Genomic DNA, 25,142 nt, shown 5'->3' on the forward strand with positions numbered 1-25,142 from the left:
ATATCTTTAAAACGGATCAAATGTATCTGACGAATATAAAATTAATATGATTAATGTATCTATTTGTTTTGTTTTTTAGTATAAATTGTTTTTTCTTTTTTTATACTTTTGGTGTTGTGTGAAAAATAAATATTTATTGTTTTCTGCTTATTCTAGCTTTTTGGCGGCTGTTTTACATCTTGGGTGTATTATATTCGGTGCGCCTTGGTATAGATTTTTCGGGGCTGGTGAGCGAATGGCTACGATGGCTGAGGCGGGAGAACTTGAACCCACGTTGACTACTTTTGTGATTGTCTCTGCTTTAAGTACATGGGGAGTATTTGCATTGTCCGGTGCTGGCGTGATACGTCGATTACCTTTCTTAAAAACAGTTATCTTTATGGTTGCGTTAGTGTTTATTGGCCGTGGGGTTGCATTCCCGTTTATTATGCCTTTGTTTCCCGAAAACTCACTCACATTTTGGATAGTGAGCTCTTTGATATGTTTGACTATCGGCCTGTGCTACGCGTTAGGTGGATGGCAACTGCATAAGCAGCAAGCCAACTTATAAAATGACGCTTTGTCAATATAAATAAATTGATATTCATGGATTTTATATTACGTATATTCTGACTGGAACCACAATTACCTCCTATATTTCAATTTGGCACTAAACTTGATGTTCTAGCGAATAAGCAGATTTGGCTAGCTGAAATTCTACTTATTCGCTTATCAGTAGGTGAATCTGAGCTCATCAACAAGATGTATCTAACTAAAATTGTGCAAAATGCACCAATAGGGGGCAATAATGAACTTCTATGAAGTTAATTTCGATGGACTTGTCGGGCCATCACATAATTACGCAGGCCTGTCATATGGAAATGTCGCTTCAAAAGCAAATGCGAAAAAATTCTCTAATCCTAAACAGGCAGCGCTACAAGGATTAGACAAGATGTACGCTTTGGCACAGCTGGGCTTACATCAAGGCGTGTTAGCACCTAATGCGCGTCCAGATTTAAAAACGCTACGTGCTCTTGGCTTTGGTGGCAGTGATGGCGATGTCATTGCTAAAGCAGCCAAACTAGAACCTCAACTACTCAAAGCATGTTATTCAGCATCGTCAATGTGGACAGCAAATGCGGCTACGGTGTCGCCAAGTTGTGATACGCAAGACAGGAAGGTGCATTTCACGCCTGCTAATTTAAACAATAAATTACATCGTGCAATAGAAGCTGAGACAACGTCTCGTATTTTAAAGCAAGTCTTTAGTGATAATGATTATTTTGCGCATCATAAACCGTTACCACAGCATCCCCTTTTTGGTGATGAAGGAGCTGCAAATCATACTCGTTTGGCTGACTCGTATAATCACTCAGGTTTAGCTTTGTTTGTCTACGGACAGGATAATCAAAGCGACATCAGGCCGTCTAAATTTCCTGCTAGACAAACACGTCAAGCAAGTGAAGCGGTTGCACGCAGCCATATGCTTAAAACTGAAAACTGTCTTTTTATACAGCAAAACCCGGATGTGATAGACGCCGGCGTATTTCATAATGACGTAATAGCGATTGGTAATGAGAATGTATTTTTATTCCACGAACAGGCATTTTATGATCAGCAAACGTCAGTCAAGAAAATCCGTGAGGCCTATAAAGGTAGCCGACCTTTGCACTTAATTGAGGTCTCAAATACAGATGTGAGTGTTGAACAAGCAGTACAGAGTTACATTTTTAACAGTCAACTAGTTAGCTTGCCTAATGGCGGAATGGCATTGATAGCGCCGAGTGAATGTCAAAAAATCAATGAAGTTGAAACTTATTTAAGCGCACTTAAACAGGCAAGCAATCCAGTCAACGATGTTATCTATATGGATGTGAAGCAAAGTATGCAAAATGGGGGCGGACCTGCTTGTTTACGTTTGCGTGTAGTTTTATCTGAGCTTGAGCTTAAAGCCACAAATCAAGCTTGTTTGTTGGATGAACAGCTTTATAGCACATTATCAATTTGGATAAATAAACATTATCGTGACCAGTTAAGTGAATATGATTTGGCCGATCCGCAGTTATTGGAAGAAAACTATGCGGCTTTAGATGAGCTGACACAGATCCTAAAACTCGGGTCTGTATATGATTTTCAAAGAGAGTAAGCACTTAAGTTAGGCTATTCACAAGGGTAGCCTGAACAAACATCGTTATAGCTTGTTTTACTCATCAATTTTTACCCCTGTTAAATTCAAAAAATTATAGGTTTCTATAAGATATGAATACTTAGTATCGGACTTTAATTACGATATTGTTTGATTGTTCATTTTTATCTTTTTCTTCGAAATTAATGCGAGTCTGAATGGTGTGCTTGATTTTGTGTACTACATGAATCTTTGCAAAAAGTTGTGATTATCTATATTCCTCGAAAATGTACCCGAAATCTAAAGTGAATTTTTAACGTCCTTGATTATACTTTGCATATCTCTATCTAGGCATGTTTTATGTTTTCTGGTCGTTATCGGGTCGACGGTTAGATAAAGAGGTCTTGCTTGGAGTAGGTAGTGATGAACATACGATAACCAATGATAGGTGATTAGCTATGTCACTAGTACTTCGATGCGCACAGTACGTTTTTATAACCCTTGCTAGCCTGAGTAGTTCAATATGCCTAGCACTGGATAATCCATCTCAATCTGATGAGAAATTGAAACAAATCCTCAGCGATATTAACGCTAACTTAGTTGAAAAAGACTATCAATCAGCTTATCAAAAAGCGGAAGCTGCAAGTGACGAGTGGGCTGGAGAGCCAAGTTTTGACTTTTTGTATGCTCAAGCGGCTTTAGAACAGGCCAAATATGATGAAGCTATTTTTGCATTAGAGCGAGTGTTGGTTAGCTGGCCAGATCATATTCCTAGCCATTATTTGTTAGGTTTAACCTATGCGAAACAAAAAAACTATGCTCAGGCTAGTAGCGTTTTTTCAGATTTGTTAAATGCGCAATTAAGTTCGACAATGCGCGAGAGGGTAAGTCAAGCATTAGAAGCAATTGACCGCAATACACAAAAACTGGAGCAGTCATTTAACCACGCAATCTCGCTTGCACTGGGTCATGACTCCAATGTGAATAGCGGGGCGCTGGATGACAGAATTGTTATTGGCGGGTTGCCTCTCACTCTAGGCCAGAGCAGCTTGAAAACATCAGATAACTTTATGCGGTTTAAGTATCGTTTTAGAGGTAGTTGGCAGCAAACTCAATATCAAGGTTGGCGTTTGGACGTCAATTATTCAGATCAACGTCACAAGGATACTGAACAGTTTGATAGATACCAAGGCAATATTCGCTTTGGCTATGAGCATAAAAAAGATGACTTAACGCTCACCGCAGGTGGTCAATTTGGTGTTTTGGCACTGGATGATAATACCTATCAACAAGATATCGGAATGTATGGCTCTGCGCAATACAACATATCAACTCATTATTTCGCTGCTTTGAGCAGCTTTATTTTTTCGCAAAACAATGTTCAAGACCGAAATCTTGATAGTCGTATTTATACGATTCAAGGATCTGCAGGATATTCATCAGCGTTATGGTTGTTGAGGGCTGATATTGGATATACCTGGCAACCTGCAAGGTATGAAGAGGGTGAGCATTACGGCCGAGATTATAACTTTATTTCCGGGTCGGTAAGCCATAAAACCGGAGAAAAGGGGTTATTGAGCTTTAAAGCGCAATACAGAGATATTGAACATCGTGCAGATCACCCACTTTTCTTGTCGACAAGAAATGAAGAGCTTGTGATTCTGAATTTGAATTGGCGATACAGATGGAGCCAAGCGTTGAGTATTTATTTGTCAGCTTCCTACTACGACAAACATAGCTCAATTACCTTATATAGCTACGATAGAACAGAATGGTTCACGGGAGTCCGTTATGAATTCTAACTTTAAGTTGATTGTAAACTTTACATCAATATCAAGTGCCATGGCTCTCGCTGTAGTATTGCCATTTTTTGTCCATGCTGAACAAGCAGGGAAAACCATTATGTCTCGTGGTGATGTGGTTGCGACAGACAGCAGTAATGCGTCACAACGAGATCTCAAAAGGCGCAGCCCAATTTATAATGTCGATGTTGTAAATACGGGTGAATCAAGTCAGGCCCAGCTCAGAATGCAAGACGGCGCGCTCATTGCACTCAAAGCTCAAACTCAATTGAAGATTGAAGAGTACTCGCTTGGCAGTGCTGAAGGTGGCTCAGTAGTTATGGAGCTTATCTCTGGCGGACTTAGAACGATTACAGGTGAAATTAAAGGTGATAAAAGTAATTATAAATTAAAAACACCTGTCGGCAGTATTGGGATCCGTGGCACGCACTATGAAGTCGAATGGAAAAATAATGAGTTATTTCTAGCTGTTTGGGACGGTACGATTGAGTTAGATATGAGTGGTGCAACAGGTGCTGAAGGGCCTGTATTACTGGGTAAAGGCGGCGACTTTTCGTTTGCAAAGGTGAGTGAGAATGGCGCCGTTACATCACTACTTAAACCCCCTTCTGAGCTATCTTCATTGTCTTCGTCAGTAAGTGAATCTGCACAGTCAAGTGACTCTGAAGAACAAGGCACTACGGTTGCGAGTGCTGAATTAGACCCGAGCGAGCAGCCAATCCCGATATTAGAAGGGAGCTTTGCTCAAGTAGCCAATGATGTATCACAAAATGAGTTCATCAATGAACAAGAACTAGATAGCTTGGGGACCGCAGATATTGGTGAATTGATTTCCGAGCGAACTGGAAGCACAGACTATACGGTACTTGAAAGCATAGATGCCAGCTCGAGCCTAGGCGCTGTAAGCTCTATAAATATGCAAATGACAGTTGATTTTGATCGAGGAACTGTTGAACAAGGGGCATTGTCCTTTCAAGATTCTGGTGGTGAGTGGTTTGCAGCATTTAATGGCTTAATAACTACCGAAGGCATGGATCTTGGTATTAATTTTGCCTCTCATGGAAATAACTTAGCTCATGGGACAATTCAAAGTCGATTTATAGATGGACTTGAAAAGTTGAGTGGTGACTTCAATTTAAGAGAAATAGACAACCCGAGTGTGACTGCTCGTGGTGATTTTCTATTAGGCCAGCCTTAGGAGAAATATGATGAACCTAAGTGCATTAATACGAATTTTAGTTGCGATTATATTCGCAACGCTTATAGCGGGCTGTGGTGGTGGAGATGATAGAAAACCACTTCAGCAAAATAATAGCGCTTCTGAAGCGGCTGAACAGTCAACACCTTCAAATCCGCACACTTTTTCAAGTGCGCCTGTCGTGGTTGACTTTTCTTATCAACCCAAATTTAGACATGCTCGACTAGGTGCAACTCAGGTAGTTGACGAGCGGATGATAAATGGAACAGGTGATCTCACCCATCCTCAAGGAGCGTTTACTGAACGCGGAAATATCACAGTTGCGGTTGATAATATTGAAGACCCTGATGGCATTGCTCGAGTGCTTTTGGGGTTTGATAATGCAGAGCAAGCTATTGAGCTGTGCAGTGCAAATTGTGGTTCGCCTTTTAAATTTACTCAAACCGGAGTCAATCCATTTGACTTTGGCCAGCAAAGTGGCACTGTTAATCTCCAAGTGTGGGTAGAAGATCTTAATGGCAACCTCAGTGTAGTAGCGATTAAGCAGGTGAACTGGCAGCCGCAAAGTATCGTCGTTGAGCCTGCACAAAGGCAAGATGATGGTACCGTAGAGGTTAATTGGCTGCCACTTGATAGCGCACTGAGATACAACATTTATTTGTCAGAAGAGCTTATAAACAGTCGTGCGACGATCAATTCACTTCCTGCTAGCAATCGATTTGTTGCTTTGACACAGACCACTCAGTCATTTTCTGGTCTGGATCCTACAAAGCACTATTACGTCATGGTAACAGGCATAGATGGTAGCGGTGAAAGTGCTTTTAGTGAATCAATCCTGTTGCCTGCTACTGAGAACACGCCACCAATTGCAAGAGATGATAGTTTCTCAGGGCTTCAGTTTGAGTCAATTTCTGGCAATGTTTTAAGCAATGATGATGATTTGGGTTTTGGTCCGATTGAAGTTTTAGATGAGCTTATTACAGCGCCATCAAATGGTACCGTTAATATTTCTCCAAGCGGTAACTTTACTTATACCCCAAGTGATAACTTTTTTGGTAATGACAGCTTTATTTATCAAATTCAAAATTCACAAGGCGCAACGGCTCAGGCGGCCGTTACGTTGGAAATAGAAGCGGTAAGAGTTTCAATACTTACGCTTAATAATAGTTATGTAGTTGAAAAAAACACGGAGTTGGCTGTTACTGGGCGCGGCGTACTTGTGAATGATGTGCATTTATTGGATCAAGCACTGCAAATGGACACCCAGCCTGAGCGTGATGTAGAAAATGGCGCTTTGACACTAAACTCTGATGGTAGCTTTATTTATGTGCCAAATAGTGACTTCATCGGCGAGGATTCATTTATTTACCGTGTTCGGAGTAATGATGGTGAAGTGCAAATGGCAGAGGTATTTATTTCTGTACAAGATAGTGTTACCAGTATTCCTCCTGTCGCAGTGAATGACATGTTTGAGACCAGCGAAGATTTTATTTTGTCGGTTAGCTCACCCGGCGTATTAGAGAATGACACGGATCAAGCGCTGGATAATGTTTCGATTGGTATTGAGACAACCACAATGAGTGGTACTTTGGAATTGACCGAACAAGGCGGGTTTAGATATATCCCTAATGCAGACTTTTCTGGGCAGGACTTCTTTATTTATAACATTACCAATGAAGATGGCTTGAGCGCTAATGCTTTTGGTTTAATTAATGTCATCAGTGTCAATGATCCACCTATGGCCGTGGATGACTCTATCGAAGTTGCACAGGGTCAACCAACTGCAATAAATGTAACAAGTAATGATAGTGATAAAGATGGTGAGCTGGTTTTATCGACATTAGAAATTGTTATGCAGCCAATGCACGGAAATCTTTCGTTTGATTCAAGCAATGGGCAATTTATTTATCAGAGTGATGCCAATTACCGAGGTCCTGATTATTTTGTTTATACAATTGATGATAATGAAGGTGCTAAATCTAACGAGGCGCAGGTACAAATATTTGTTACAGGAGAGAACACAGCCCCCATGGCTGTAAATGACACTGCCAGCACTTCTCAAGGTATACCTGTAGATATTGATGTTCTGTCAAACGACTCAGACTCAGATGGCACGTTAGTGTTTAGTTCTATTGAGATCACGACAAACCCAGAAAATGGGCAAGTGAGCCTTAATTCAAGCGACGGCATTTTGGTCTACACGCCAAGTTCAGGGTTCTCAGGCACAGATTCATTCCAATATCGAGTTCAAGACAATGAAGGCCTAGTTTCTAATATTGCGTCGGTTATTGTGACGGTACAAGCTGTCAATCAGGCTCCTGTGGCAAATGCAGACAGTGCACAGGTGGAAATTGGTGCATCGGTTGTGGTGGTTGTGCTGGAGAATGATATTGATTCAGATGGCATGATTGATGGTAGTACTGTAGAGGTAGTCGCAAACCCTAGTAAAGGCACTGTTAATGTTGAGTCTACCGGAGAGATTTTGTATGTGCATACTGGGACAGCGGTTGGCACGGATAGCTTCTCATACCGAGTAAGAGATGATGATGGTGCACTCTCAAATATCGCACTTGTTTCTATTAATATTGTTGAGCCAGATACTACGCCAGTAGCGAATGCAGATACAGCGTCACTTGATAAGAACACGTCCGTTATGATTGATGTGTTGAGTAATGATGATGCCAAAGGACAGACGTTAAATTTATCTACCATCGAAATAATCAATGCTGTAGAGCATGGTTCCACTTCTACTGATACATCTACAGGCTATATTAGTTATATTCCAGTGAGTAACTTTGTTGGTACTGATAGCTTTACTTATCAAGTTATGAATAACTTAGGTGAAACTTCCAATGCTGCTACAGTCACCATTACAGTATTACCTAGAAATTACCCACCTACGGTTTCGCCCAACTCTGCAAATATAGACACAAATGTTTCAATTGGTGATCTGGTGCTTCAAATTGCAGCTGTCGACCCTGATGGTGATGGAATTAGTTATTCATTGAGTGGCACGAACGCTAGTTTATTCTCAGTAGCTGCGAATGGACATGTTACTGTTGCCAATGCAACTCAAATAGTGAGCAATGGTGAGGCGGTATATAACTTAACCGTTGAAGTGTGTGACGATATTTCCCCTCCTTTGTGTACCAGTGCGCAAATTACTATTAATGTCAGTGTGGCGGTGCAAAGCTTTGTCGCGAATAAGCTTACTTCATTTGGTACGGATGGAGAGCAGGTTGTTCGTTTAAGGGCAAGCAAAGAGTACCATGAGTATGGTCAAACTATTTTACTTGCAGATGGCAAATTGCTAACAGTGGGTGGTGTGGGTCAATTTGAAGCGAGCATCAGTCGAAACATACACAGAGCAGCTGTGAGCAAGTTAAATACCGATGGACACTTTGATAGAACATTCGCAACTAACGGTGTCTTTACAAGTTATTTTGGCATCGAAGTAGCAGGACAGCCGCAAAATATTGTCGCGAGCTCGGTTGCGATTGACAGTGAAAATAGGATCTATGTTGCGGGTTATGCCGACTTTGGTACGACTAAGGAGCTGCTCATATTCAGATTGTCATCTGATGGTAATCATGATACCAGCTATGGTGCTGGCTCTGGGTACACTCAGTTGCCATTGACATCTGGTGCAAGTGTAGAGCCTGTGGCCATATTTGTAGGTGATTCACAAGTTGTCACTGTGGTTTCGAACGTGACTGTTGGGTCACAAACGACAATTATGGTACGTCGTATTGATAATACAGGAGGGGTAACGGGGTCTTTAGATATTGCACCAAACTCTTCTCAGTTTGCCAACGGTGCAACTGAAATAAATAACACGATAGTAATGTATGGTGAAACAACTTCTGAAGCAGGTAATAAAGATGTACTAATGGCACGTTTTGACAGTGCAAGTTTGAACTTAGATACATCTTTTGGGGCCTCGGGCATATTGCAGCTTGATTTAACATCTTCATCGTTTGACGACAGAGCTAATGATGTAATCCTATTATCAGATAACAAGCTATTGGTGACAGGTGATAGTTATTTACCTGGCGGTACCTTTAAATCTACTTTTGTAATGCGCCTGGCTAGCAATGGTGCCCTTGATACAGATTTTGATACGAACGGTTTTAAAGTTTACGAATTTAATGAGTTACCTTCTACAAACATTAGTGGTTTAGATTTAAGCGCTTGGCATGCATCAGGAAAAGGTCTTTTTGCAGATGAGACTCACTATTACATTGGTGTTGGAAGAGGGCAGTCAACAAGCTCCTACAGCGTTGCACAAATCTTTAGAGTGTCTCATGCGGGAGTCGCAGATAGTGGCTGGGTGCCAGATTTAGGTGGGCCAACTGTGTTTAATTCTTTAGGGTTAACGCCTGGTGGCATGATCCGCACAGCACAAGGGTTGCTGCTTCCTGGTTATAAATATAACTTAATCGGAAACAATTTCTTTAGATCATATTGGTTTGGTGAATTCACTTTATCAGGTGTCCTTAACTCCGCATTTGGTAGCGGTGGAGAGGTTAGCAATACGGTTGGGGATGCTGATGAGCGATTTGAGTTTGGTTTCACCTCTTCATTACAAAGTGACAGGTTCTTCCTAGCTGGCGATGCCAAAACATCTCATGATAATGATGTGCCATATATCTATAAATTGGATGCCACGGGTAAAGGAAGCTCAGATTTTGGTAATCTGGGGATATCACAGGTTTCTACTGGTATCAATGCTGTTGCAACTGCTTCTGCTCAGTTAACTTCTGGCAACATATTAATGGCATTCCAAGGGGTTACTTCTACTGCTGATGCCTATATTGCTAGTTTTGCGAATGGCAAGATACAAGATATGACATTTGCAGCGGGGGTAAATCAGGGAATTGTGCAAATTGCCGCGAGCACTTATTCAGGCGAGTCAATTACAGTTAAGCGTTTATATGGGCTTGCGACAGGCGGATTTCTTGCGTTTGCAAAAATATTTGATGGCTGCATAAATCAAAGCTATGGCTTTGTCTTCACCAGCTCTGGTGTACTGTCTAATGCGTTTCAGTATCCAGTACCAGGAGAACCTGCTTGTAATACTTCAGCAAGGAGCATTGATTTTGTTCATCCAGTTTCGACATTCCTTGTTGGAGTAGGTACTGATGAGCAAGTATTCCCTGAGCCACGAATTATTCTTGCCAAAGCGACTGTTACTGGCGCATTAGATACAACTTTTGGTACTAACGGCGTTGCGGAATTAGATATCGGTTTATCTTCAGGAGAGTCGATTTCACTTACTGGATCTTTGGTTGATTCTGAAGGCCGATTTGTGATCTTCGGCACCGGCGGAAGTAAAAACTTTGTGATGAGAGTCAATAGTGACGGCTTAATTGACAGCACATTTGGTTCTGGCGGTGTTTTGATGTTTGAGCAGTTAGGCACAACCCCAGTTGTTGTTAAACAAGGCTGGGTCCAAAGCACTGGAGAGTTGGTGTTATTCTTACAAGAGTCAAGCGGCCAAGGTATTTACATTGCTCGGGTTAAATTAGCTGATGATGCGGGTACTCTCGATACAGCGTTTAACTCTGTCGGTTATCAAAACTTCTCGGTGTCCATGACAGGACAGCTTTCCTCTGCTATTAGTTTGAATAATGGCGATAGTTTTGTGCTGGTTTTACAACAGGATGAGCCTAAGGTCATTGTGTTGCAAGCGGGTATCATTGAAATAGCTGACTAGCGAGGTTGATATAGAATGCGGTTAAAATTCTACGGTGTGCGGGGCTCTATCCCCACACCGGGACCAAATACAGTCAAATATGGTGGCAATACGGTGTGTGTATCACTGCAAAGCCAAAGCAATACACACATTATCTTAGACTCTGGAACAGGTATAAGACTACTTGGTGACGAGCTAATGAAAGATAAGCGGGATATTTATATTCTGCTTAGTCATAACCATTGGGATCATATCCAAGGCTTTCCGTTTTTTGTGCCTGCGTATATGCCAAATAAAAATATCACAATCATTCCAGGTGTAACTGATGCTCAGGCGCCTGATGCGATTTTGCGGCAAATGGATGGCAGTTATTTCCCTGTGCAATATGATGATTTGCCGTCAACGGTGAAAGTTGTGCAGCAGCAAAATGATACTTGGCACTATCATGATATTAAAATTGAGCGTATGGCGATGAATCACCCTGGTGGCGGTAGTGCATATCGCTTAACGGTTGATGGGCTAAAAATAGTTTATGCAATTGATAACGAGCTGTACCCTCCAAATGATCCGGTGACGAGTTTTGATAAGTGGGTTGAGTTCGTCGATGGTGTTGACTATTTAATCCATGATGGGCAGTTTATCCCCAGTGATTACCCTTTAAAGATGGGGTGGGGGCATTCGCAGATTAAAGATGCTTTAGATTTGGCGGTACAAGGCAAGGTTAAAAACTTAGTTCTTATTAGTCATGACCCTGCAAGATCAGATGATGACCTGGACCAAATAGCACAAGACATTGGTAAGCAGGGCTACGATTTTAAAACCATTATTGCCCATGAGGGGCTCATAATTTAATGAAATTAGCTAAGCATTTTAAGCTATATCGACTTCAATGGGCAGCTGGTTTTATTATTACGTTTTTATTTATATTGCTTCATCTACTAGCTTTGTCTCCCGCAGCGCCTTATGGACAAGTTCTAAAACGCTTTGAAGGATTGGCATATGATGTACGTCTAAAAGAAACTCTTTCTTGGCAGCAAAGGTCATTTTTACCTATCGTGATCGTTGATATTGACGAGCAAAGCTTGATTGAGGTTGGTCGCTTCCCTTGGAGTCGTCACGTTATGGCAAAGCTACAAGACCAACTTGTTGCTGCTGGCGTATCTGTTGTTGCATATGATGTTTTGTTTTCCGAACCAGAACTTAATCCAGCGAACCAAGTTGCCAATCACTTAAGCGAATTTGATCAAGATACTACAAGTAAATTACGATTAATTGCGCCTGAAATTGATGCAGACATCGCCTTTTCAAAAACACTCGACGCCACAGATACTGTCTTGGGTATGTTGTTTGAACATCAACAAGATATTTTAGTAGGGAAGCTACCTGCTCCCATTTTCGCCAGTGAAATAACCCCCACAAATCTTCCAATCCCTGATTTTGCTGGACATGTGGCGAATGTTAAAGTGTTGCAGCAAAATAGCCCAGGCACCGGGTTCATAAATAGTGCGCCTGATGGTGACGGTTTTGTACGTTATTCTATGTTGATGATCAAACACAATGAAAACGCTTACCCGGCATTGGCTTTAGAAGCAGCAAGATTGTATACCTTGGCAGATACTGTAGAGATTGTTGCTAAGCCATTTGGTGATGGGCACAGTGTGCAAGGGATAAAGTTAGGCACAACGTTAATTCCAACTGATGACTATGGCCGTGTAGCTATTCCATTTCGAGGACCTGCGTTCAGCTTTCCTTATGTTTCTGCTATTGATGTGATTAATGGAGAGGTAGATAAAACGCTATTCGACCAAGCCATTGTATTTGTAGGTACATCAGCCGTTGGTCATGCGGATCTTCGTACCACGCCAGTGGGCGTTCAATATCCGGGTGTTGAAGTACATGCAAACGTATTAGAAGGGTTAGTTTTTCCTGAGCTGCTGCCTTCAAGGCCTGATTGGATAGATGGTGCTGTGGTTGTATTACTGTTCTGTTTAGGTTTAGTCACCTCGATTGTGTTACCGCTACTAGGCGTACTTGGCATGACAATATTTGCAGGAGTTATCACCTCCTGTTTTATCTTCTTTAGTTTTTATGCTTGGGTTGTTTGGCGATTAGACTTCCCCCAAGTTGCAACGCTTGGCCTGATTATTTCGCAAACTACCGTACTAGGTAGCCTTGGCTTTGTGAAAGAACATAAAGAGCGTGTACAGATAAAGTCGATATTTGATCAATATGTTCCACCTGCACATATCGCTTCCATGCTTGAGCAACCAGACCAAGCCTCTATGGAAGGCGAAAAGCGTGAAATGACGGTCTTGTTTGCAGACATACGTGAGTTTACCAGTATTTCAGAGTCATTGGACGCGGGAAGGTTAAAAGCTTATCTGAATCAATATTTTTCTCCGATCACCAAGATCATATTTGAATATCAAGGCACGATAGATAAATACGTCGGTGACATGGTGATGGCATTTTGGAATGCACCATTGCTGGTTGAACAGCACCCTGAGCTTGCTGTTAAATGTGCCATGCAAATGCAGCAGCAAGTAGAGGATTTGCAAGCACAAATGCTTGAGCAAGATTTTCCGCCTTTTGCGATCGGTATTGGGTTAAATACCGGTGATATGAATGTCGGCGACATGGGGTCAGAGTACCGACGAGCTTATACTGTGCTTGGTGATGCCGTTAATTTGGGCTCTCGCCTTGAAGGGTTAACCAAGTTTTACGGGGTAGGTGTACTTGTGAGTGAAATGACCTATGAGCAGTGCCCAAATATTATTTTTAGACCGATAGATAAAGTAAAAGTAAAAGGGAAAAGCCTGGCAGTAACTATTTTTGAGCCAATCGCGTTAAAAAATGCGGTGACGCAGGCACAGTTTGATGAATTAAAACAGCATGAAGCAGCTTGGCAGTTGTATTTATCACAATCTTGGCAGGAAGCTTTGTCAGCTTTTACTAAACTAATAGAGTTACAACCGCAAAGAAAGATTTATCAGCTTCTTTGTGAAAGAGTGCGTGAGATGCAGTCGAATCCACCGAGTGAAAACTGGGATGGCAGCTATACGCACAAATCAAAATAGTATGGGTGTATAGGGCCATGGATCTGTCAATTCGTAGCACAGTAGCTGAAGAAGACATCATAGAGAGTCAGGTTGCATTAAAGCATCTGCTTAAATTAGCGATTGAGCTTTCGTCAGAGCATGATACCGACAGGTTATTAGAGCATATTTTGGAGTCTGCAATTGCGCTGAGTAATGCAGAAGGCGGAACAATTTATTCTGTCTCAGAAGATGCGCAACTTAAATTTGCCACACTGATTAATGAGCCGCTTGGCTTACATATGGGAGGGACATCCGGTAAAGAGATACCATTTCCCGCGATCCCAATATATTTAGAAGATGGCTCTCCAAATGAAAGTGCATTGGTGGCACTTGCTGCAGCTAAAAAAGATGTTATCCGCATTGACGATGTTTATGACTGTACAGATTATGATTTATCTGCAGCCAGAGCAATGGATAAAAAAACAGGCTATCACACCCAGTCCGTATTGACGGTCCCTATGGCAAATCATGAGCGTGATTTAAATGGCGTATTGCAACTGATAAACCCTCGCAGTAAAGATAAAGTGGTTAGGTTTTCTTCAGACTTAGTAGAATTGATCTGTTCCATGAGTTCATTAGCGGCCGTTGCTTTAACTAACAGGCAGTTAATTGATGATATGGAAACACTCTTTCAGGCATTTACACGCTTAATTGCAAAAGCGATAGATGAAAAATCGCCTTACACAGGAGGTCATTGTCGACGCGTACCCGAGTTGACCATGATGATTGCAGATGCGGTGCATGATGCTCAATCAGGACCCATGGCTGAATTTATAATGACTGCTGCAGATAGACATGAATTATCGCTCGCTGGGTGGCTCCATGACTGCGGGAAAATTGCTATTCCAGAATATGTCATGGACAAAGCCACTAAATTACACTCTGTGTATGATCGCATCGAATTGGTAGTCGCTAAAATGGAAATCGCTAAAAGGGATATTGAGCTTGATTATACAAAGCAAATCATTAAAGCGGAGATGCTGGATCAGCAAGAAAAAGCAAATAGCTTGAAAGAAGAATTACAACGTGCCTTGCAAACGTTAGATGATGAGAGTGAGTTTTTATCTCGAGCAAATATTGGCGGTGAATTTATGAAAGAAGCCGATCAGCAACGAGTACAAAGCTTGGCGGATAGTTATCAGGTTTTAATTGCAGGCTTTGAACAGCCCCTACTATCAAAAGAAGAAGTGTATAACTTGAGCATAGCCAGAGGCACCTTAACAGCTGAAGAGCGAGTTGTGATCAATAAGCATATGGATATTACGCTTGAGATGCTTGAAGCATTACCTTTTCCAAAGCATTTAAAACGTGTGCCTGAATTTGCGGGGGGACACCATGAAAAAATGGATGGTACAGGGTATCCAAAAGGCCTTACCAGAGATCAAATGTCAGTACCTGCACGGATCATGGCTATTGCCGATATTTTTGAGGCATTAACCGCGGCAGATAGGCCCTACAAAGACGCGAAGCCATTGAGTGAGTGTTTGTTTATTATGGGTAAAATGAAGCTCGGAGACCATATTGATCCGGACTTATTTGATGTATTTGTCAGCTCCGGTGTGTACTTAGAATACGCTAGGCAATATTTGAAGCCAGAGCAAATAGATGAGGTAGATATAGATAAAATTCCTGGATATAACAAACCTGAAGGGTAACTAAGTAATACGCCAAGGTGGATTTAAGCGGTTTTCTCCAGCCCAGTAGAGCTTAATTTTATTGTTAGACGGGTCTAACAATATGGCTTCTTTCCAAAGGTATCTCTCCATAGTAGGTAGTTGTTTAAACTCAACGCCTTTATCTACAAGTTCTGCAACCCACTGCTCTAATTCAGGGTGTTCAAAATATATCACAGCGCCGTTGTTAAACTTTTCATCTTCAAGAGAGAGTGAAAAAGAACTTGTGCCCTTTGGGCACTCAAATCTAGCATAATGTGGCGTATCTACAATTAATGTGAAGCCAAGCAGCTGATAAAAGCTCACTGCTTTTGGCATATTGGTAACGGGCAGAGTCACTTGGTTTAAATTCATGTTTATTGTTTTCTCTGTTGGCGAGTTTAAAGCCATAATTTCAAACAATGCAGTTGTTGTAAACAGCAAAGCAGTTGTTAATTATTGGAACTATCTTGCTCTTCAGGACCGTAGCACCGTATATATTCAATAAGGTCAGGGAAAAAACTTAAAAAAGACTGCTCAAGTGGTTCAAAGTGCTCAAAAATCTCGACGCCTATGCCATGAAATCCGTTTTTAAACCGTATCCTGTTGGCAATATTATCAAGCGCTTGAGTAGTGCCAGTAAATGAGCGGTACTGGGTAAACCAATCGTGCGTAATGACATTTTTTATGACCTTTTGCATAGGTGGGTGCATGATGGGCAGCTTTTGACTTAGAAGCCGATAACTATTACTTTTGAACTCGTCAAAATGACAATCGCTAAACTGATCCCAGTGTTTTATCAATAAATGGTCGTACAATACATCAATTGCAATACCTGAAAAGCGTCTACGTTTGGCTGTAAATATTATTTTTGATTGCTTAACTTGCGGATGAGTGTCCGTGAATTTGTCTACCAAAATATGATTTTTTAGCGCTCTTTTCGTCTGTGGCGATAGGGTTTTTGTGTCCACGCCTTTTTGAAAATCACCAAGCAAGTTGCCATGGTAAGACTCTGCGTTGTTTTGCGCGAGGAATAAGTGGGCTAGATAATTCACAGATCACCGTTTCATCATATTAAGAAGAATTTGTTAATTCGCTATTATTACTATGCGGGCAATGGAGAAATTATCAATAAGTACGAACTGAAAACCTTTCCTTTAACAGTTATTTCTCTAAAAAGAAAATTATTGAAATCGCGGCCACTAACTAAGTTGTTCTGCTAATCTTAACTTATGAGCCCTTATAAAGACGACCATTGATGCCTGATCTACTGAACTTTGATAGCGAGGTACAGTTATGATTGCATATGGATTTTTGCCTTTTTCAGCCTACGTTATCTCGGATTTTATCTTTTTTCACCGTAATCGCTCTATTAGTGTTGATGTGCTTATTAGACAGGTTCGCTTTACAGGAGTAGAAGCGCTTGGGCTGGTGGTGTTAATAGCCATGTTGATTGGGGCGCTCATTATCGTACAAGGTTACCCACTGTTAGCCGCGATAGGCCAAGGTAATTGGATTTACGATATCTTAATTTCTACCATAGTGCGCGACTTAGGACCATTTATAGTGTGTTTTATTGTGTTAGCTCGTTCAGGGACCGCAATCACTACCGAGCTTGGTAATATGGTTGTCAGCAAGGAAATTGATGCATTAGTTGCAATGGGCGTCTCACCCATTTCTTATCTTGTCGCCCCCCGTGTATTAGGCATGATTGTATCCCTAGTGCTGCTCATGAGCTACTTTGTAGCATGCGGTATTTTTGGTGGCTATTTAGTCAGTAACGCATTTCAATCAATCCCCGTAAGTACATTTTTTGCAAAGTTAATTAGTGAATTACATTGGTTGGACATAGTCATCATGCTTTTGAAAGTTGCATTATCAGGCTTGTTTATTAGCTTAATTGCCAGTTATCACGGTTTGACTGTGAATCGCGCGATTACCGAAGTGCCGCAACGTAATATCAAGGCGGTTGGCAGAGGGCTTATTTCAATTTGCTTAATTCATGTTTCTCTGACTTTGCTGTACGTGATAATTACAGGCCAATAGTGATGCAGATTGAGTTTAAAAATATCTCCCACAGTGTGAAAAGCAGGGCCATATTTAGTGATATAAACGCTCATGTAAATAGTGGTGAGTGTCTAGTTGTGTCTGGACGCTCTGGTTGTGGGAAGACCTTATTTTTTAGCATTGCTAGTGACATCATCAGACCTGATGGAGGGGAAGTAGTCATTGATGGCTGTAATGTCCGCAAAATGAATGCGCAGAAATATGCTGACTTTCGAAGAGACTTAGGCGTGGTATTTCAATTATCAGGGCTAATTTCAAATTTAACTCTAGAAGAGAACCTTTTGCTGCCACTAAATCGTCATTGCAAAGAGTTAGATAAAGCTGAGAAGTATAGCCGTATTAACGCGCTAGCTGAGGAGTTTGCTTTGACGCAATATTTACCACAGCGCACCGAGATGCTTTCATCTGGTCAGGCATCTTTGGCGGGTCTTGCACGCGCACTGTTATTAAAGCCTAGAGCTGTGATATGGGATGCACCTATGACGGAAATTGATGAGCAATGGAGTCATTATGTGTTGAAACTCTTATTAAAACTTAAAGATCAAGGCACGACATTGGTTTTATGTTCAAATCGAAAAGAGGTGATCAGTAACTTGGCGGACGAGCAGTTAGAGCTTAATGAGCTGTTCTGTTTGTCGGAGTGTTAGAGCATGCAACATAGTGTAAATAAAACAAATAATATCGTACTGGTTTTTGGTATTGCGGGTATTTTGATGTTGCTGATCTTGACCTCAATGATCTTGGTAAACAATCATACTTTTGCCGATAAAACGTATTATAAAACGGTGCTTCAAGACGCAAGTGGGCTGAGTGCGTTGCCGGCCATTTATTTTAAAGGATTAAAAGTAGGGCGAATAGATGGATTTAGATTGAATCACGACACCAATTTGATTGAGGTTGATTTATGGATATTTCAGGAATACCAAAACAAGGTCGTTGAGTATGCTGTATTAGCCGGCGAGCAGCATCCAATTTTTGATGATGTAACGACCTTTGAGTTGATTTTACCTGATAAAAAACGTGTTGATAGCTATATTCAATTGGCACCAAATAGTTTTATTCCACATATTAATAGTGAGTTAGGTAAAAGTTATGTGGAGCAGGGGGCAATTGCTCAAAAAGGCGATGATATTGAGAGCATACTCGCCAGTATTAACCAGCTTTTACAGAACTTTCAAAAAGAAGATAACCCCGAGGCTGGAGCGATATTTAGAGTCTTAGACCGTGTAGCAAAAATTAGCGACAATTTGATGGTGGTGAGTGAGGAGGTCAGAAGCAGTGATTTATTGCCAGATGCTGAGCGTACATTGGCTCAAAGCCAGCAGATACTTGAACAAATGCCAAAAGTATTAGCCCAAATTAATACCACACTATTAACGACCGAGCGCCTAATGGGACAAGCTGGCACTACTTTAAATAACTACGCATACCCAGCTGAGATTGTCGGAGATATAACCGAAGGTCAATTACCTATTGTACTGAACAACCTCAATGAAAGCCTTACAGTGATGCAAACCATGCTTAAAGAAGTGCACAGTGAACGTGAGCAATTTGCCATCGCGATACATAGCATGCAGCAAGTGTTAGATAAAATGGATAAGACCTTACAGGCGCTTAATAATCATCCCATTCTGAAAGACGGTATTGAAAAACAACCGCAAACCACAGGGATAGAGATGCATGATTAGAAGCTTGGCATTGGTAGTGGTGTTTGTATTGATAAACACAAGCTGCTCAAGCGCGCCTGAAAAGCAATATCGGGTGACAAAATATTTGGAGTTGACAAATACTTGGATGGCGCGAGGAGATAGAAAAAGGCAAGAGGAAAAACTTGATCTTGCTTTGAGTAATTACGACACAGGCCTTAAATATGCTAATTTGCGAAATGATTTGACGTTAATGGGGGTTTTGCAGCTCAAAAAGGCGACGATTTATATTAATCAAAGTCGATTTGAATTTGCTTTAAAGCTCATTGAACAAGCGAAAGCACTGCATAAATATGAAGGTGCTGAGTTAAAACTTCCTATAAGAGCGTTAGAAGCAAAGCTTGCACATGCACAAGGTCGCTTTAAAGAGGCGTCAGCCTCTGCCTTGGCGCTAAGCGAGGCATATAAAGATGATAATGAGCGAAGTATTTACTATCGATGGTTAGGTGTGATGTACGCAAGCGACAGTATAATGTTATGGGAAGAAATGGACAGAGATTTGCGCTCGCTAGATAACCTGAAAGCGCGTGGCGAGCTTGAAAATATAGAAATATTATCATTTGTTGTATATAACAATGCGTTGTGGAAAGTGCGTGATAAGCATGCACAGGCACAAATAGCAATTGAGCAGGCAATCGCACACTTTTCAGAGTTAGAGTTGACTAACAAGATTAGAGATTGCTACGCGCTTGCCGTTAAATTATATAAAGCTCAGGGAAATGAGGATAAAGCAGCTTATTTCCTAAAACGTTTGGATAGTTTTAACCCTTATTTTTAAAAGCGCAATAAATCGTTGTGCTATGTTATGCGTCTTCTATTAAGTGTAGCTCACTTCGGTTTCTGCCATTGTGCTTGGCTTGATAGAGTGCGTTATCCGCTTGTAATTGGGTTGCTTCAAATGCGGCCTTTGATACAGTTTCTGTGCTAGCAATGCCTGCACTCAAGGTTACTTCACCAACTTGTGTGTTGACTTGCGCTAAGCTGTGAGTAAAAGCACGCCTTATTTTTTCGGCCAGTTGCAGTGCATGGGCAGGGTTACTATCGAATAAAACGATACAAAATTCTTCTCCTCCCCAGCGGGTAACAAGGTCTGATGCACGCACAGATGCATGCAGTTGTTTACCTACATGAGCAAGAATTTGGTCGCCAGTTTGGTGTCCGAACGTATCATTTATTCTTTTGAAATGATCTACGTCTAACATGATAACAGTCAAAGAGTGACATTTTCTTTGTGAGAGGGGCATGATGTTATCAAGGCATTTAGTCAGGCCACGACGATTGAGTAGTGCTGTTAATTCGTCATGATGGGCAGCGTATTCGAGTTTTCTCACAAACCTTCCGGCACTGAGTAGCATGAGTAAAGGAATACCTGCGACAATTCCAATTAAAGCCACTACCCATGTGTAACCGCCAACCCAGCTAAACTGCTCTCCGATACTGGGTAATGCGCCGAATGCACCATAAAGTGTATATAGAAAACTTAAAATAAGCTCTAAAAGCACAACAGATACGGTGATTTTTACAGCGATATATTCGTTTTTATCTTGCTTGGCATGCTGCCACAGGACCCAAGCATAATTTGCTCTAACATAAAGCAGCCAAACTCCAATCACCAACAGCCGTATTGAGCGTTCCGGTATAATCAGCGTAAATACTACAGACAGTACCAAAACGGGTGCGATCAGAAGTAAAACTTTTTGTTTTGAAGGCGGGCTATGTACAAAGTGCCAAGCCCCAATTAACCAAAGTGCATGCCCGATAATAAGACAGGTATTAAAGGTCACAACCATGATATTTCTTGGTATTCCTTGCAGGGTTAACTGAGAAAGGTAAGCAACAGATAGGATACCAAGCGCAATGGCCCAATATCGCGCGCCCTCAATAGTCTGGCTCATCCTTGTTATGGCGCTCAATACAATTGCGCCAGTCATTGATGCGATGAAAAGTGAGAGCATTAAGGTTAAGTCATGAACTTGCACTTATTACATGATCCTTATCAAGTCATAGAAAATGACTTTAAGTTGAATTGTTCCCCAAACTTGGAGCCCAATAAAAGCTTAGCAAATGTTGATGCTTTTGCATGAACTTGCCGATTAGATAGCTATTAATTTTGGACCATAATTTGCAATTATTACTATATTTTAATGTGAGGGGTAGTATGGAGGTGAATGTGAAGCAGAGTATCAACAAGCTATTTGTATATGGTTCTTTGGCGCCAGATCGTGAAAATGCTAGCGTGTTGGAGCCTTTGAAAGCGACATATCAAAAAGGCTGGGTAAAAGGCAAGCTTTATGAACAAGGGTGGGGCGCAGCGATGGGCTATCCAGGAATTGAACTGAGCACTGAGGGAGATTGGATAGAAGGCTACTTGGTCAGATCGAGCAAACTCAACGATTTTTGGCAGGTGATTGATGAATTTGAGGGGCAAGAGTATACGCGGCAAGAATGTGAAGTGAAAACAGCCTCTGGAGAGTGCCACAGAGCCTACATTTACACATTAATCAGCTAAAACTGTGAAAAGTCAACGCTAACTATTATCGGTACTGTATAGATTATGAAAAAAGTTTTGTTCTTTTTATTGTTAATGCATTGCCAAGCTATGGCGGAACCAATTCGAATTATCGTAAATGATTGGACGAGTCAAAAAATCCTAGCAAATATTGCAGAACAAATTTTTATCCGATTAGGATTCGAAGTAGAGCTGATCACAGTGACTGTAGATGAACAATGGTTTTTATTAAAGACAAATAATGCCGATCTGCAATTAGAAGTGTGGCAAGGTACGATGGAGGATAAGTTTAATCAATTGCATCGTGTGGGAAAAATTGTTGATTTGGGGGAGTACTCTGTTAAAACACGAGAGGATTGGTGGTATCCATTGTATGTTAAAGATATGTGCCCTGGGCTACCAAATTGGCGAGCACTAAGAACGTGTGCAGATATATTTAAACGGGTAGGCTCAAGAGGAAAAGGCGTATATATTGCAGGTCCATGGGAGAAACCAGACAGGGCACGGATCAAAGCATTGGGCCTCAACTTTATCGTCAAACAAGTTGATGAGGGCAAGGAAATTTGGCAAGAGCTTAAATATGCGATTGAGAAGCGGCATGCAATTTTGGTATTTAACTGGACTCCCAATTGGGTTGGAGCGGTTTACCCTGGAGAGTTTGTAGAATTTCCGCAATACGCTAAGGAATGTGAAGAAGATAGCAGCTGGGGTGTCAATTCTGAATTAGTATTCGATTGTGGTAACCCCAGGTCGGGCTGGTTGAAAAAGGTCTCAAGCCGACGCTTTGCTGAAATGTTTCCGTGTTTATCCGGTGGAGTTAAGAGGTTTGACTTAACTAATGAAGAAATTGAAACGCTGTCCGCCCAAGTGGATGTTCATGGGCGTACAGTTAAACAAGCAGCGCTGGATTGGATTAAAACCAATAAGTTATTGTGGGAAGAGATTTTTTCAACTTGCGAACCTCAACTAAATTAATCTACTGAGATGTTGACTGTCTGAGTATCAATTTGGGTGGCAATAATGTGTCGGTTATATCTTCACCTCTGATTAAAGAGAGTAGGTTTGTAACAAGCATTTGCCCTGCAAGCGTTGTATTTTGCTGAACTGTGGTTAGAGATGGTGTGATATAGTTTGATGCAGCAATATTATCAAAACCAATGACATTGACGTCTTCGGGTATTCTTAAGCCTGCTTCTTTTAATGCTTTGATGGCGCCAATGGCAATTAAATCACTGGCGGCAAACAAAGAATCAAATTTTATATTGTTTGCCAAAAGAGAATGTGTAGCGTGATAGCCCGAATCCTCTGTTGATATGGCATTTGCAATATGTCTTTCACCGCATGAAATACCGTGGCGCTCTAAAGTTTCTTGAAAGCCTTTGAATCGAGTTAAAAATTCAGGGCTGTGTTCTGAGGCGTCTCCAATAAAGACGCAGTTTTTTCTTCCCTTTTCGATAAAGTGTTGAGCTGCCAATTGGCCGCCACCATAGTTGTCACAACTGACAGTTAAATCGGGCCTCCCCTCAACATTTGCGCCCCAGCATACGAACTTGGTATTTTGTGATAATAGGTTTTGTAACCTTGATTGGTAATCCATGTAATCACCGTAGCCCAGTAAAATGATGCCATCTGCGCGATGACTGTCTTCGTATTCAGCACGCCAATCTTGGCTGATAGACTGGAAAGAAACCAATAAGTCATATCCTTCTTTAGCACATGCTCTAGTAATGCTTCCGAGCATGTTTAAAAAGAAAGGATTTATTTGAGACTCATCACCGGTAGGATCTTCAAATAATAAAATAGCCAAGGTTGCACTTTGCTGAGTGCGTAAATTACTGGCATTTTTATCGACTTTATAATTGAGCTTCTTAGCGACCTCCCACACTTTTCTTCGCGTTTCTTCATTCACAAGGGGGCTATTTCTAAGCGCTCTAGAGACGGTTGATTGAGAAACGCCTGCAAAATGTGCAATGTCGAAGGAGGTTGCTTTACCTTTTGTTTTCATGTTCAAAATTAGTTTAATTGAGTCTTGGACATTGTCTTTGATTATTTTTTTTTTGCAACCAATTTCATAAAAGGCGTAAATTTTTATTGATGTACTTTGACACCGGTGTCATAATGTCGGTGTTTTATCATTTTGTTGTCAAAACGTATTTGGCTGCCCTGAATTAGGGCAGCTCTTTTTTCAGCCAGCGTGCAAAGTTTCGGCTGATGATGATTTGGGATAACAAGTGGGGCTAGCCCCAATAGGTGTTTGGAACACCGCAACAACAGAGAAAAACAGCATGAGCCAGACAACACTTAATAGTTTTAATGGTCATGACCGTGCGTTCGAGCCGATTATCGTTGCCGATATTGGTGGTACTAATGCTCGATTTGCCGTCGTGACAGGATACGATTTAGACTCTAATCAGTTTACAATTGCCCATCAACTTACTTTTCCAAGTGCAGAGTTTCAATCCTTTGAAACTGCTTTATCAGCTTTCCTCGATTCACTGACTATTTCGAAACCTTCTAGAGCTTGCTTCGCCGTTGCAGGACCTATCAAAGGACATCAAGTATTTTTAACTAATTTGGGCTGGAATTTTAATACCCAAGATGTTCAGAAACAATTTGGTTTTGAGCAGTGTGCGGTGATTAATGATTTTGCGGCATTCGCTTATGCTGCGCCTTATCTAAAAAAAGAAGACAATATACAGATTAAGGCAGGACAAGCAGCTAAAGGTGCAAACATAGCTGTGATGGGACCTGGTACTGGGTTTGGTGCGGCTTGTCATGTCAGCGATATCCACAGCAGCTCTGTATTGAGTTGTGAAGCTGGGCATATAAGCTTGGCAGCAGTAACTGAATTAGACAGGCAATTATTACAAGTATTAAAAGAAAGCATTGGGCATGTTTCAGTAGAGACCGTGTTTTCTGGCCCAGGGCTTGCGAGGCTTTACAAAGCAATGGCGCAAGTCAAAGGTGTACAAGCTGAAGATTTAAATGCTGCACAGGTAAGCGCGAAAGCGGGAGAGTGTGAAGTATGTGATGCGACACTCAACCAGTTTTGTGACTGGATTGGTAGTGTTGCAGGTGATCTTGCGTTAACTTTCGGGGCGTTAGGTGGCGTGTTTATTGGCGGTGGGATTTTACCACGCATGACTGAACGGCTGATCTCAAGCAGGTTTGTTGAAAGGTTTACAGAAAAAGGGATAATGTCTCAGTACGCAGGGCAAATTCCAGTAACTCTAGTTGTGCAGGATAATATTCCTCTAATTGGAGCGGCAGCATGTCTGCATAGCCGTAACCAATTTTCATAAATTGGAATA

19 protein-coding genes are annotated in these 25,142 nt (G+C 41.4%); 15 read left to right on the top strand and 4 right to left on the bottom strand.

Going from position 1 to position 25,142, the window contains the following annotated elements; translation table 11 throughout:
• Positions 1-118: 118 nt before the first annotated feature.
• From N477_RS24435 to N477_RS24470, 8 genes are all read left to right on the top strand, one after another.
• Positions 119-550 carry a hypothetical protein gene (locus tag N477_RS24435; protein ID WP_063364047.1) on the top strand — a complete coding sequence of 144 codons (432 nt, stop codon included), beginning with the start codon at positions 119-121 and terminating at the stop codon, positions 548-550.
• Positions 551-787: 237 nt separating this feature from the next.
• Entirely contained in the window at positions 788-2,125 is a 1,338-nt protein-coding gene (astB, locus tag N477_RS24440; RefSeq protein ID WP_063364046.1) for an N-succinylarginine dihydrolase, read from the top strand.
• Positions 2,126-2,562: 437 nt separating this feature from the next.
• Complete coding sequence (locus tag N477_RS24445; RefSeq protein WP_063364045.1) at positions 2,563-3,906, top strand: tetratricopeptide repeat protein; 1,344 nt, start codon at positions 2,563-2,565, stop codon at positions 3,904-3,906.
• Complete coding sequence (locus N477_RS24450) at positions 3,896-5,104, top strand: FecR family protein (protein ID WP_063364044.1); 1,209 nt, start codon at positions 3,896-3,898, stop codon at positions 5,102-5,104. The genes N477_RS24445 and N477_RS24450 overlap by 11 nt, the downstream gene beginning before the upstream one ends.
• Positions 5,105-5,111: 7 nt before the next feature.
• A complete protein-coding gene (locus tag N477_RS24455; protein WP_081216615.1) occupies positions 5,112-10,820 on the top strand; it encodes an Ig-like domain-containing protein in 5,709 nt (1,902 codons plus the stop codon).
• 15 nt (positions 10,821-10,835) lie between these two features.
• Complete coding sequence (locus N477_RS24460) at positions 10,836-11,651, top strand: MBL fold metallo-hydrolase (RefSeq protein WP_063364042.1); 816 nt, start codon at positions 10,836-10,838, stop codon at positions 11,649-11,651.
• Positions 11,651-13,876 (top strand): CHASE2 domain-containing protein, encoded by a 2,226-nt coding sequence (locus N477_RS24465; protein WP_081216614.1) that lies wholly within the window; start codon positions 11,651-11,653, stop codon positions 13,874-13,876. The genes N477_RS24460 and N477_RS24465 overlap by 1 nt, the downstream gene beginning before the upstream one ends.
• 17 nt (positions 13,877-13,893) lie before the next feature.
• Positions 13,894-15,552 carry an HD domain-containing phosphohydrolase gene (locus N477_RS24470; RefSeq protein ID WP_063364041.1) on the top strand — a complete coding sequence of 553 codons (1,659 nt, stop codon included), beginning with the start codon at positions 13,894-13,896 and terminating at the stop codon, positions 15,550-15,552.
• On the opposite strand, the gene N477_RS24475 is transcribed toward N477_RS24470, so the two are convergent.
• Both N477_RS24475 and N477_RS24480 read right to left on the bottom strand, forming a co-directional pair.
• Positions 15,553-15,924, bottom strand: a complete 372-nt coding sequence (locus N477_RS24475; protein WP_063364142.1) for a VOC family protein — start codon at positions 15,922-15,924, stop codon at positions 15,553-15,555. It lies immediately after the preceding gene.
• Positions 15,925-16,001: 77 nt separating this feature from the next.
• Positions 16,002-16,604 (bottom strand): ACP phosphodiesterase, encoded by a 603-nt coding sequence (locus tag N477_RS24480; RefSeq protein WP_063364040.1) that lies wholly within the window; start codon positions 16,602-16,604, stop codon positions 16,002-16,004.
• 241 nt (positions 16,605-16,845) lie between these two features.
• Between N477_RS24480 and N477_RS24485 the strand changes: the two genes are divergently transcribed.
• From N477_RS24485 to N477_RS24500, 4 genes are read left to right on the top strand one after another with little or no spacing between them, the layout of a single operon-like run.
• Positions 16,846-17,595: an ABC transporter permease gene (locus N477_RS24485; protein WP_063364039.1), complete on the top strand. Its 750-nt coding sequence runs from the start codon at positions 16,846-16,848 to the stop codon at positions 17,593-17,595.
• Positions 17,596-17,597: 2 nt separating this feature from the next.
• Positions 17,598-18,263, top strand: coding sequence for an ATP-binding cassette domain-containing protein (locus tag N477_RS24490; protein ID WP_063364038.1), 666 nt, complete (start codon positions 17,598-17,600; stop codon positions 18,261-18,263).
• Between the two features lie 3 nt (positions 18,264-18,266).
• Complete coding sequence (locus N477_RS24495) at positions 18,267-19,304, top strand: MlaD family protein (protein WP_063364037.1); 1,038 nt, start codon at positions 18,267-18,269, stop codon at positions 19,302-19,304.
• Positions 19,297-20,100 carry a hypothetical protein gene (locus N477_RS24500; protein WP_063364036.1) on the top strand — a complete coding sequence of 268 codons (804 nt, stop codon included), beginning with the start codon at positions 19,297-19,299 and terminating at the stop codon, positions 20,098-20,100. Before N477_RS24495 ends, N477_RS24500 begins: the two co-directional genes overlap by 8 nt.
• A gap of 25 nt (positions 20,101-20,125) precedes the next feature.
• Here N477_RS24500 and N477_RS24505 read toward each other — a convergent pair whose 3' ends face one another.
• Complete coding sequence (locus tag N477_RS24505) at positions 20,126-21,301, bottom strand: sensor domain-containing diguanylate cyclase (RefSeq protein ID WP_063364035.1); 1,176 nt, start codon at positions 21,299-21,301, stop codon at positions 20,126-20,128.
• 191 nt (positions 21,302-21,492) lie between these two features.
• On the opposite strand from N477_RS24505, the gene N477_RS24510 reads away from it, so the two are divergent.
• Entirely contained in the window at positions 21,493-21,831 is a 339-nt protein-coding gene (locus N477_RS24510; RefSeq protein WP_196760694.1) for a gamma-glutamylcyclotransferase family protein, read from the top strand.
• Positions 21,832-21,921: 90 nt separating this feature from the next.
• The gene (locus N477_RS24515) at positions 21,922-22,806 is read left to right on the top strand and encodes an ABC transporter substrate-binding protein (protein ID WP_231098167.1); all 885 of its coding nucleotides are present in this window, start codon (positions 21,922-21,924) and stop codon (positions 22,804-22,806) included.
• A 1-nt stretch (position 22,807) separates the two neighbouring features.
• On the opposite strand, the gene N477_RS24520 is transcribed toward N477_RS24515, so the two are convergent.
• A complete protein-coding gene (locus tag N477_RS24520; protein WP_063364032.1) occupies positions 22,808-23,836 on the bottom strand; it encodes a LacI family DNA-binding transcriptional regulator in 1,029 nt (342 codons plus the stop codon).
• 280 nt (positions 23,837-24,116) lie between these two features.
• On the opposite strand from N477_RS24520, the gene glk reads away from it, so the two are divergent.
• A complete protein-coding gene (gene glk, locus N477_RS24525) occupies positions 24,117-25,133 on the top strand; it encodes a glucokinase (RefSeq protein ID WP_063364141.1) in 1,017 nt (338 codons plus the stop codon).
• Positions 25,134-25,142: the final 9 nt, after the last annotated feature.

Source organism: Pseudoalteromonas luteoviolacea H33-S, from assembly GCF_001625695.1.
Taxonomy (GTDB): domain Bacteria; phylum Pseudomonadota; class Gammaproteobacteria; order Enterobacterales; family Alteromonadaceae; genus Pseudoalteromonas; species Pseudoalteromonas luteoviolacea_B.

Excerpts from the sequence above, each read along its gene's own strand:
- N477_RS24455 (WP_081216615.1), top strand. The coding sequence starts at position 5,112 with ATGATGAACCTAAGTGCATTAATACGAATTTTAGTTGCGATTATATTC.
- N477_RS24465 (WP_081216614.1), top strand. The coding sequence starts at position 11,651 with ATGAAATTAGCTAAGCATTTTAAGCTATATCGACTTCAATGGGCAGCT.
- astB (WP_063364046.1), top strand. The coding sequence starts at position 788 with ATGAACTTCTATGAAGTTAATTTCGATGGACTTGTCGGGCCATCACAT.
- N477_RS24460 (WP_063364042.1), top strand. The coding sequence starts at position 10,836 with ATGCGGTTAAAATTCTACGGTGTGCGGGGCTCTATCCCCACACCGGGA.
- N477_RS24485 (WP_063364039.1), top strand. The coding sequence starts at position 16,846 with ATGATTGCATATGGATTTTTGCCTTTTTCAGCCTACGTTATCTCGGAT.
- N477_RS24500 (WP_063364036.1), top strand. The coding sequence starts at position 19,297 with ATGATTAGAAGCTTGGCATTGGTAGTGGTGTTTGTATTGATAAACACA.
- glk (WP_063364141.1), top strand. The coding sequence starts at position 24,117 with ATGAGCCAGACAACACTTAATAGTTTTAATGGTCATGACCGTGCGTTC.
- N477_RS24520 (WP_063364032.1), bottom strand. The coding sequence starts at position 23,836 with ATGAAAACAAAAGGTAAAGCAACCTCCTTCGACATTGCACATTTTGCA.
- N477_RS24470 (WP_063364041.1), top strand. The coding sequence starts at position 13,894 with ATGGATCTGTCAATTCGTAGCACAGTAGCTGAAGAAGACATCATAGAG.
- N477_RS24490 (WP_063364038.1), top strand. The coding sequence starts at position 17,598 with ATGCAGATTGAGTTTAAAAATATCTCCCACAGTGTGAAAAGCAGGGCC.
- N477_RS24515 (WP_231098167.1), top strand. The coding sequence starts at position 21,922 with ATGGCGGAACCAATTCGAATTATCGTAAATGATTGGACGAGTCAAAAA.
- N477_RS24495 (WP_063364037.1), top strand. The coding sequence starts at position 18,267 with ATGCAACATAGTGTAAATAAAACAAATAATATCGTACTGGTTTTTGGT.
- N477_RS24450 (WP_063364044.1), top strand. The coding sequence starts at position 3,896 with ATGAATTCTAACTTTAAGTTGATTGTAAACTTTACATCAATATCAAGT.
- N477_RS24445 (WP_063364045.1), top strand. The coding sequence starts at position 2,563 with ATGTCACTAGTACTTCGATGCGCACAGTACGTTTTTATAACCCTTGCT.
- N477_RS24475 (WP_063364142.1), bottom strand. The coding sequence starts at position 15,924 with ATGAATTTAAACCAAGTGACTCTGCCCGTTACCAATATGCCAAAAGCA.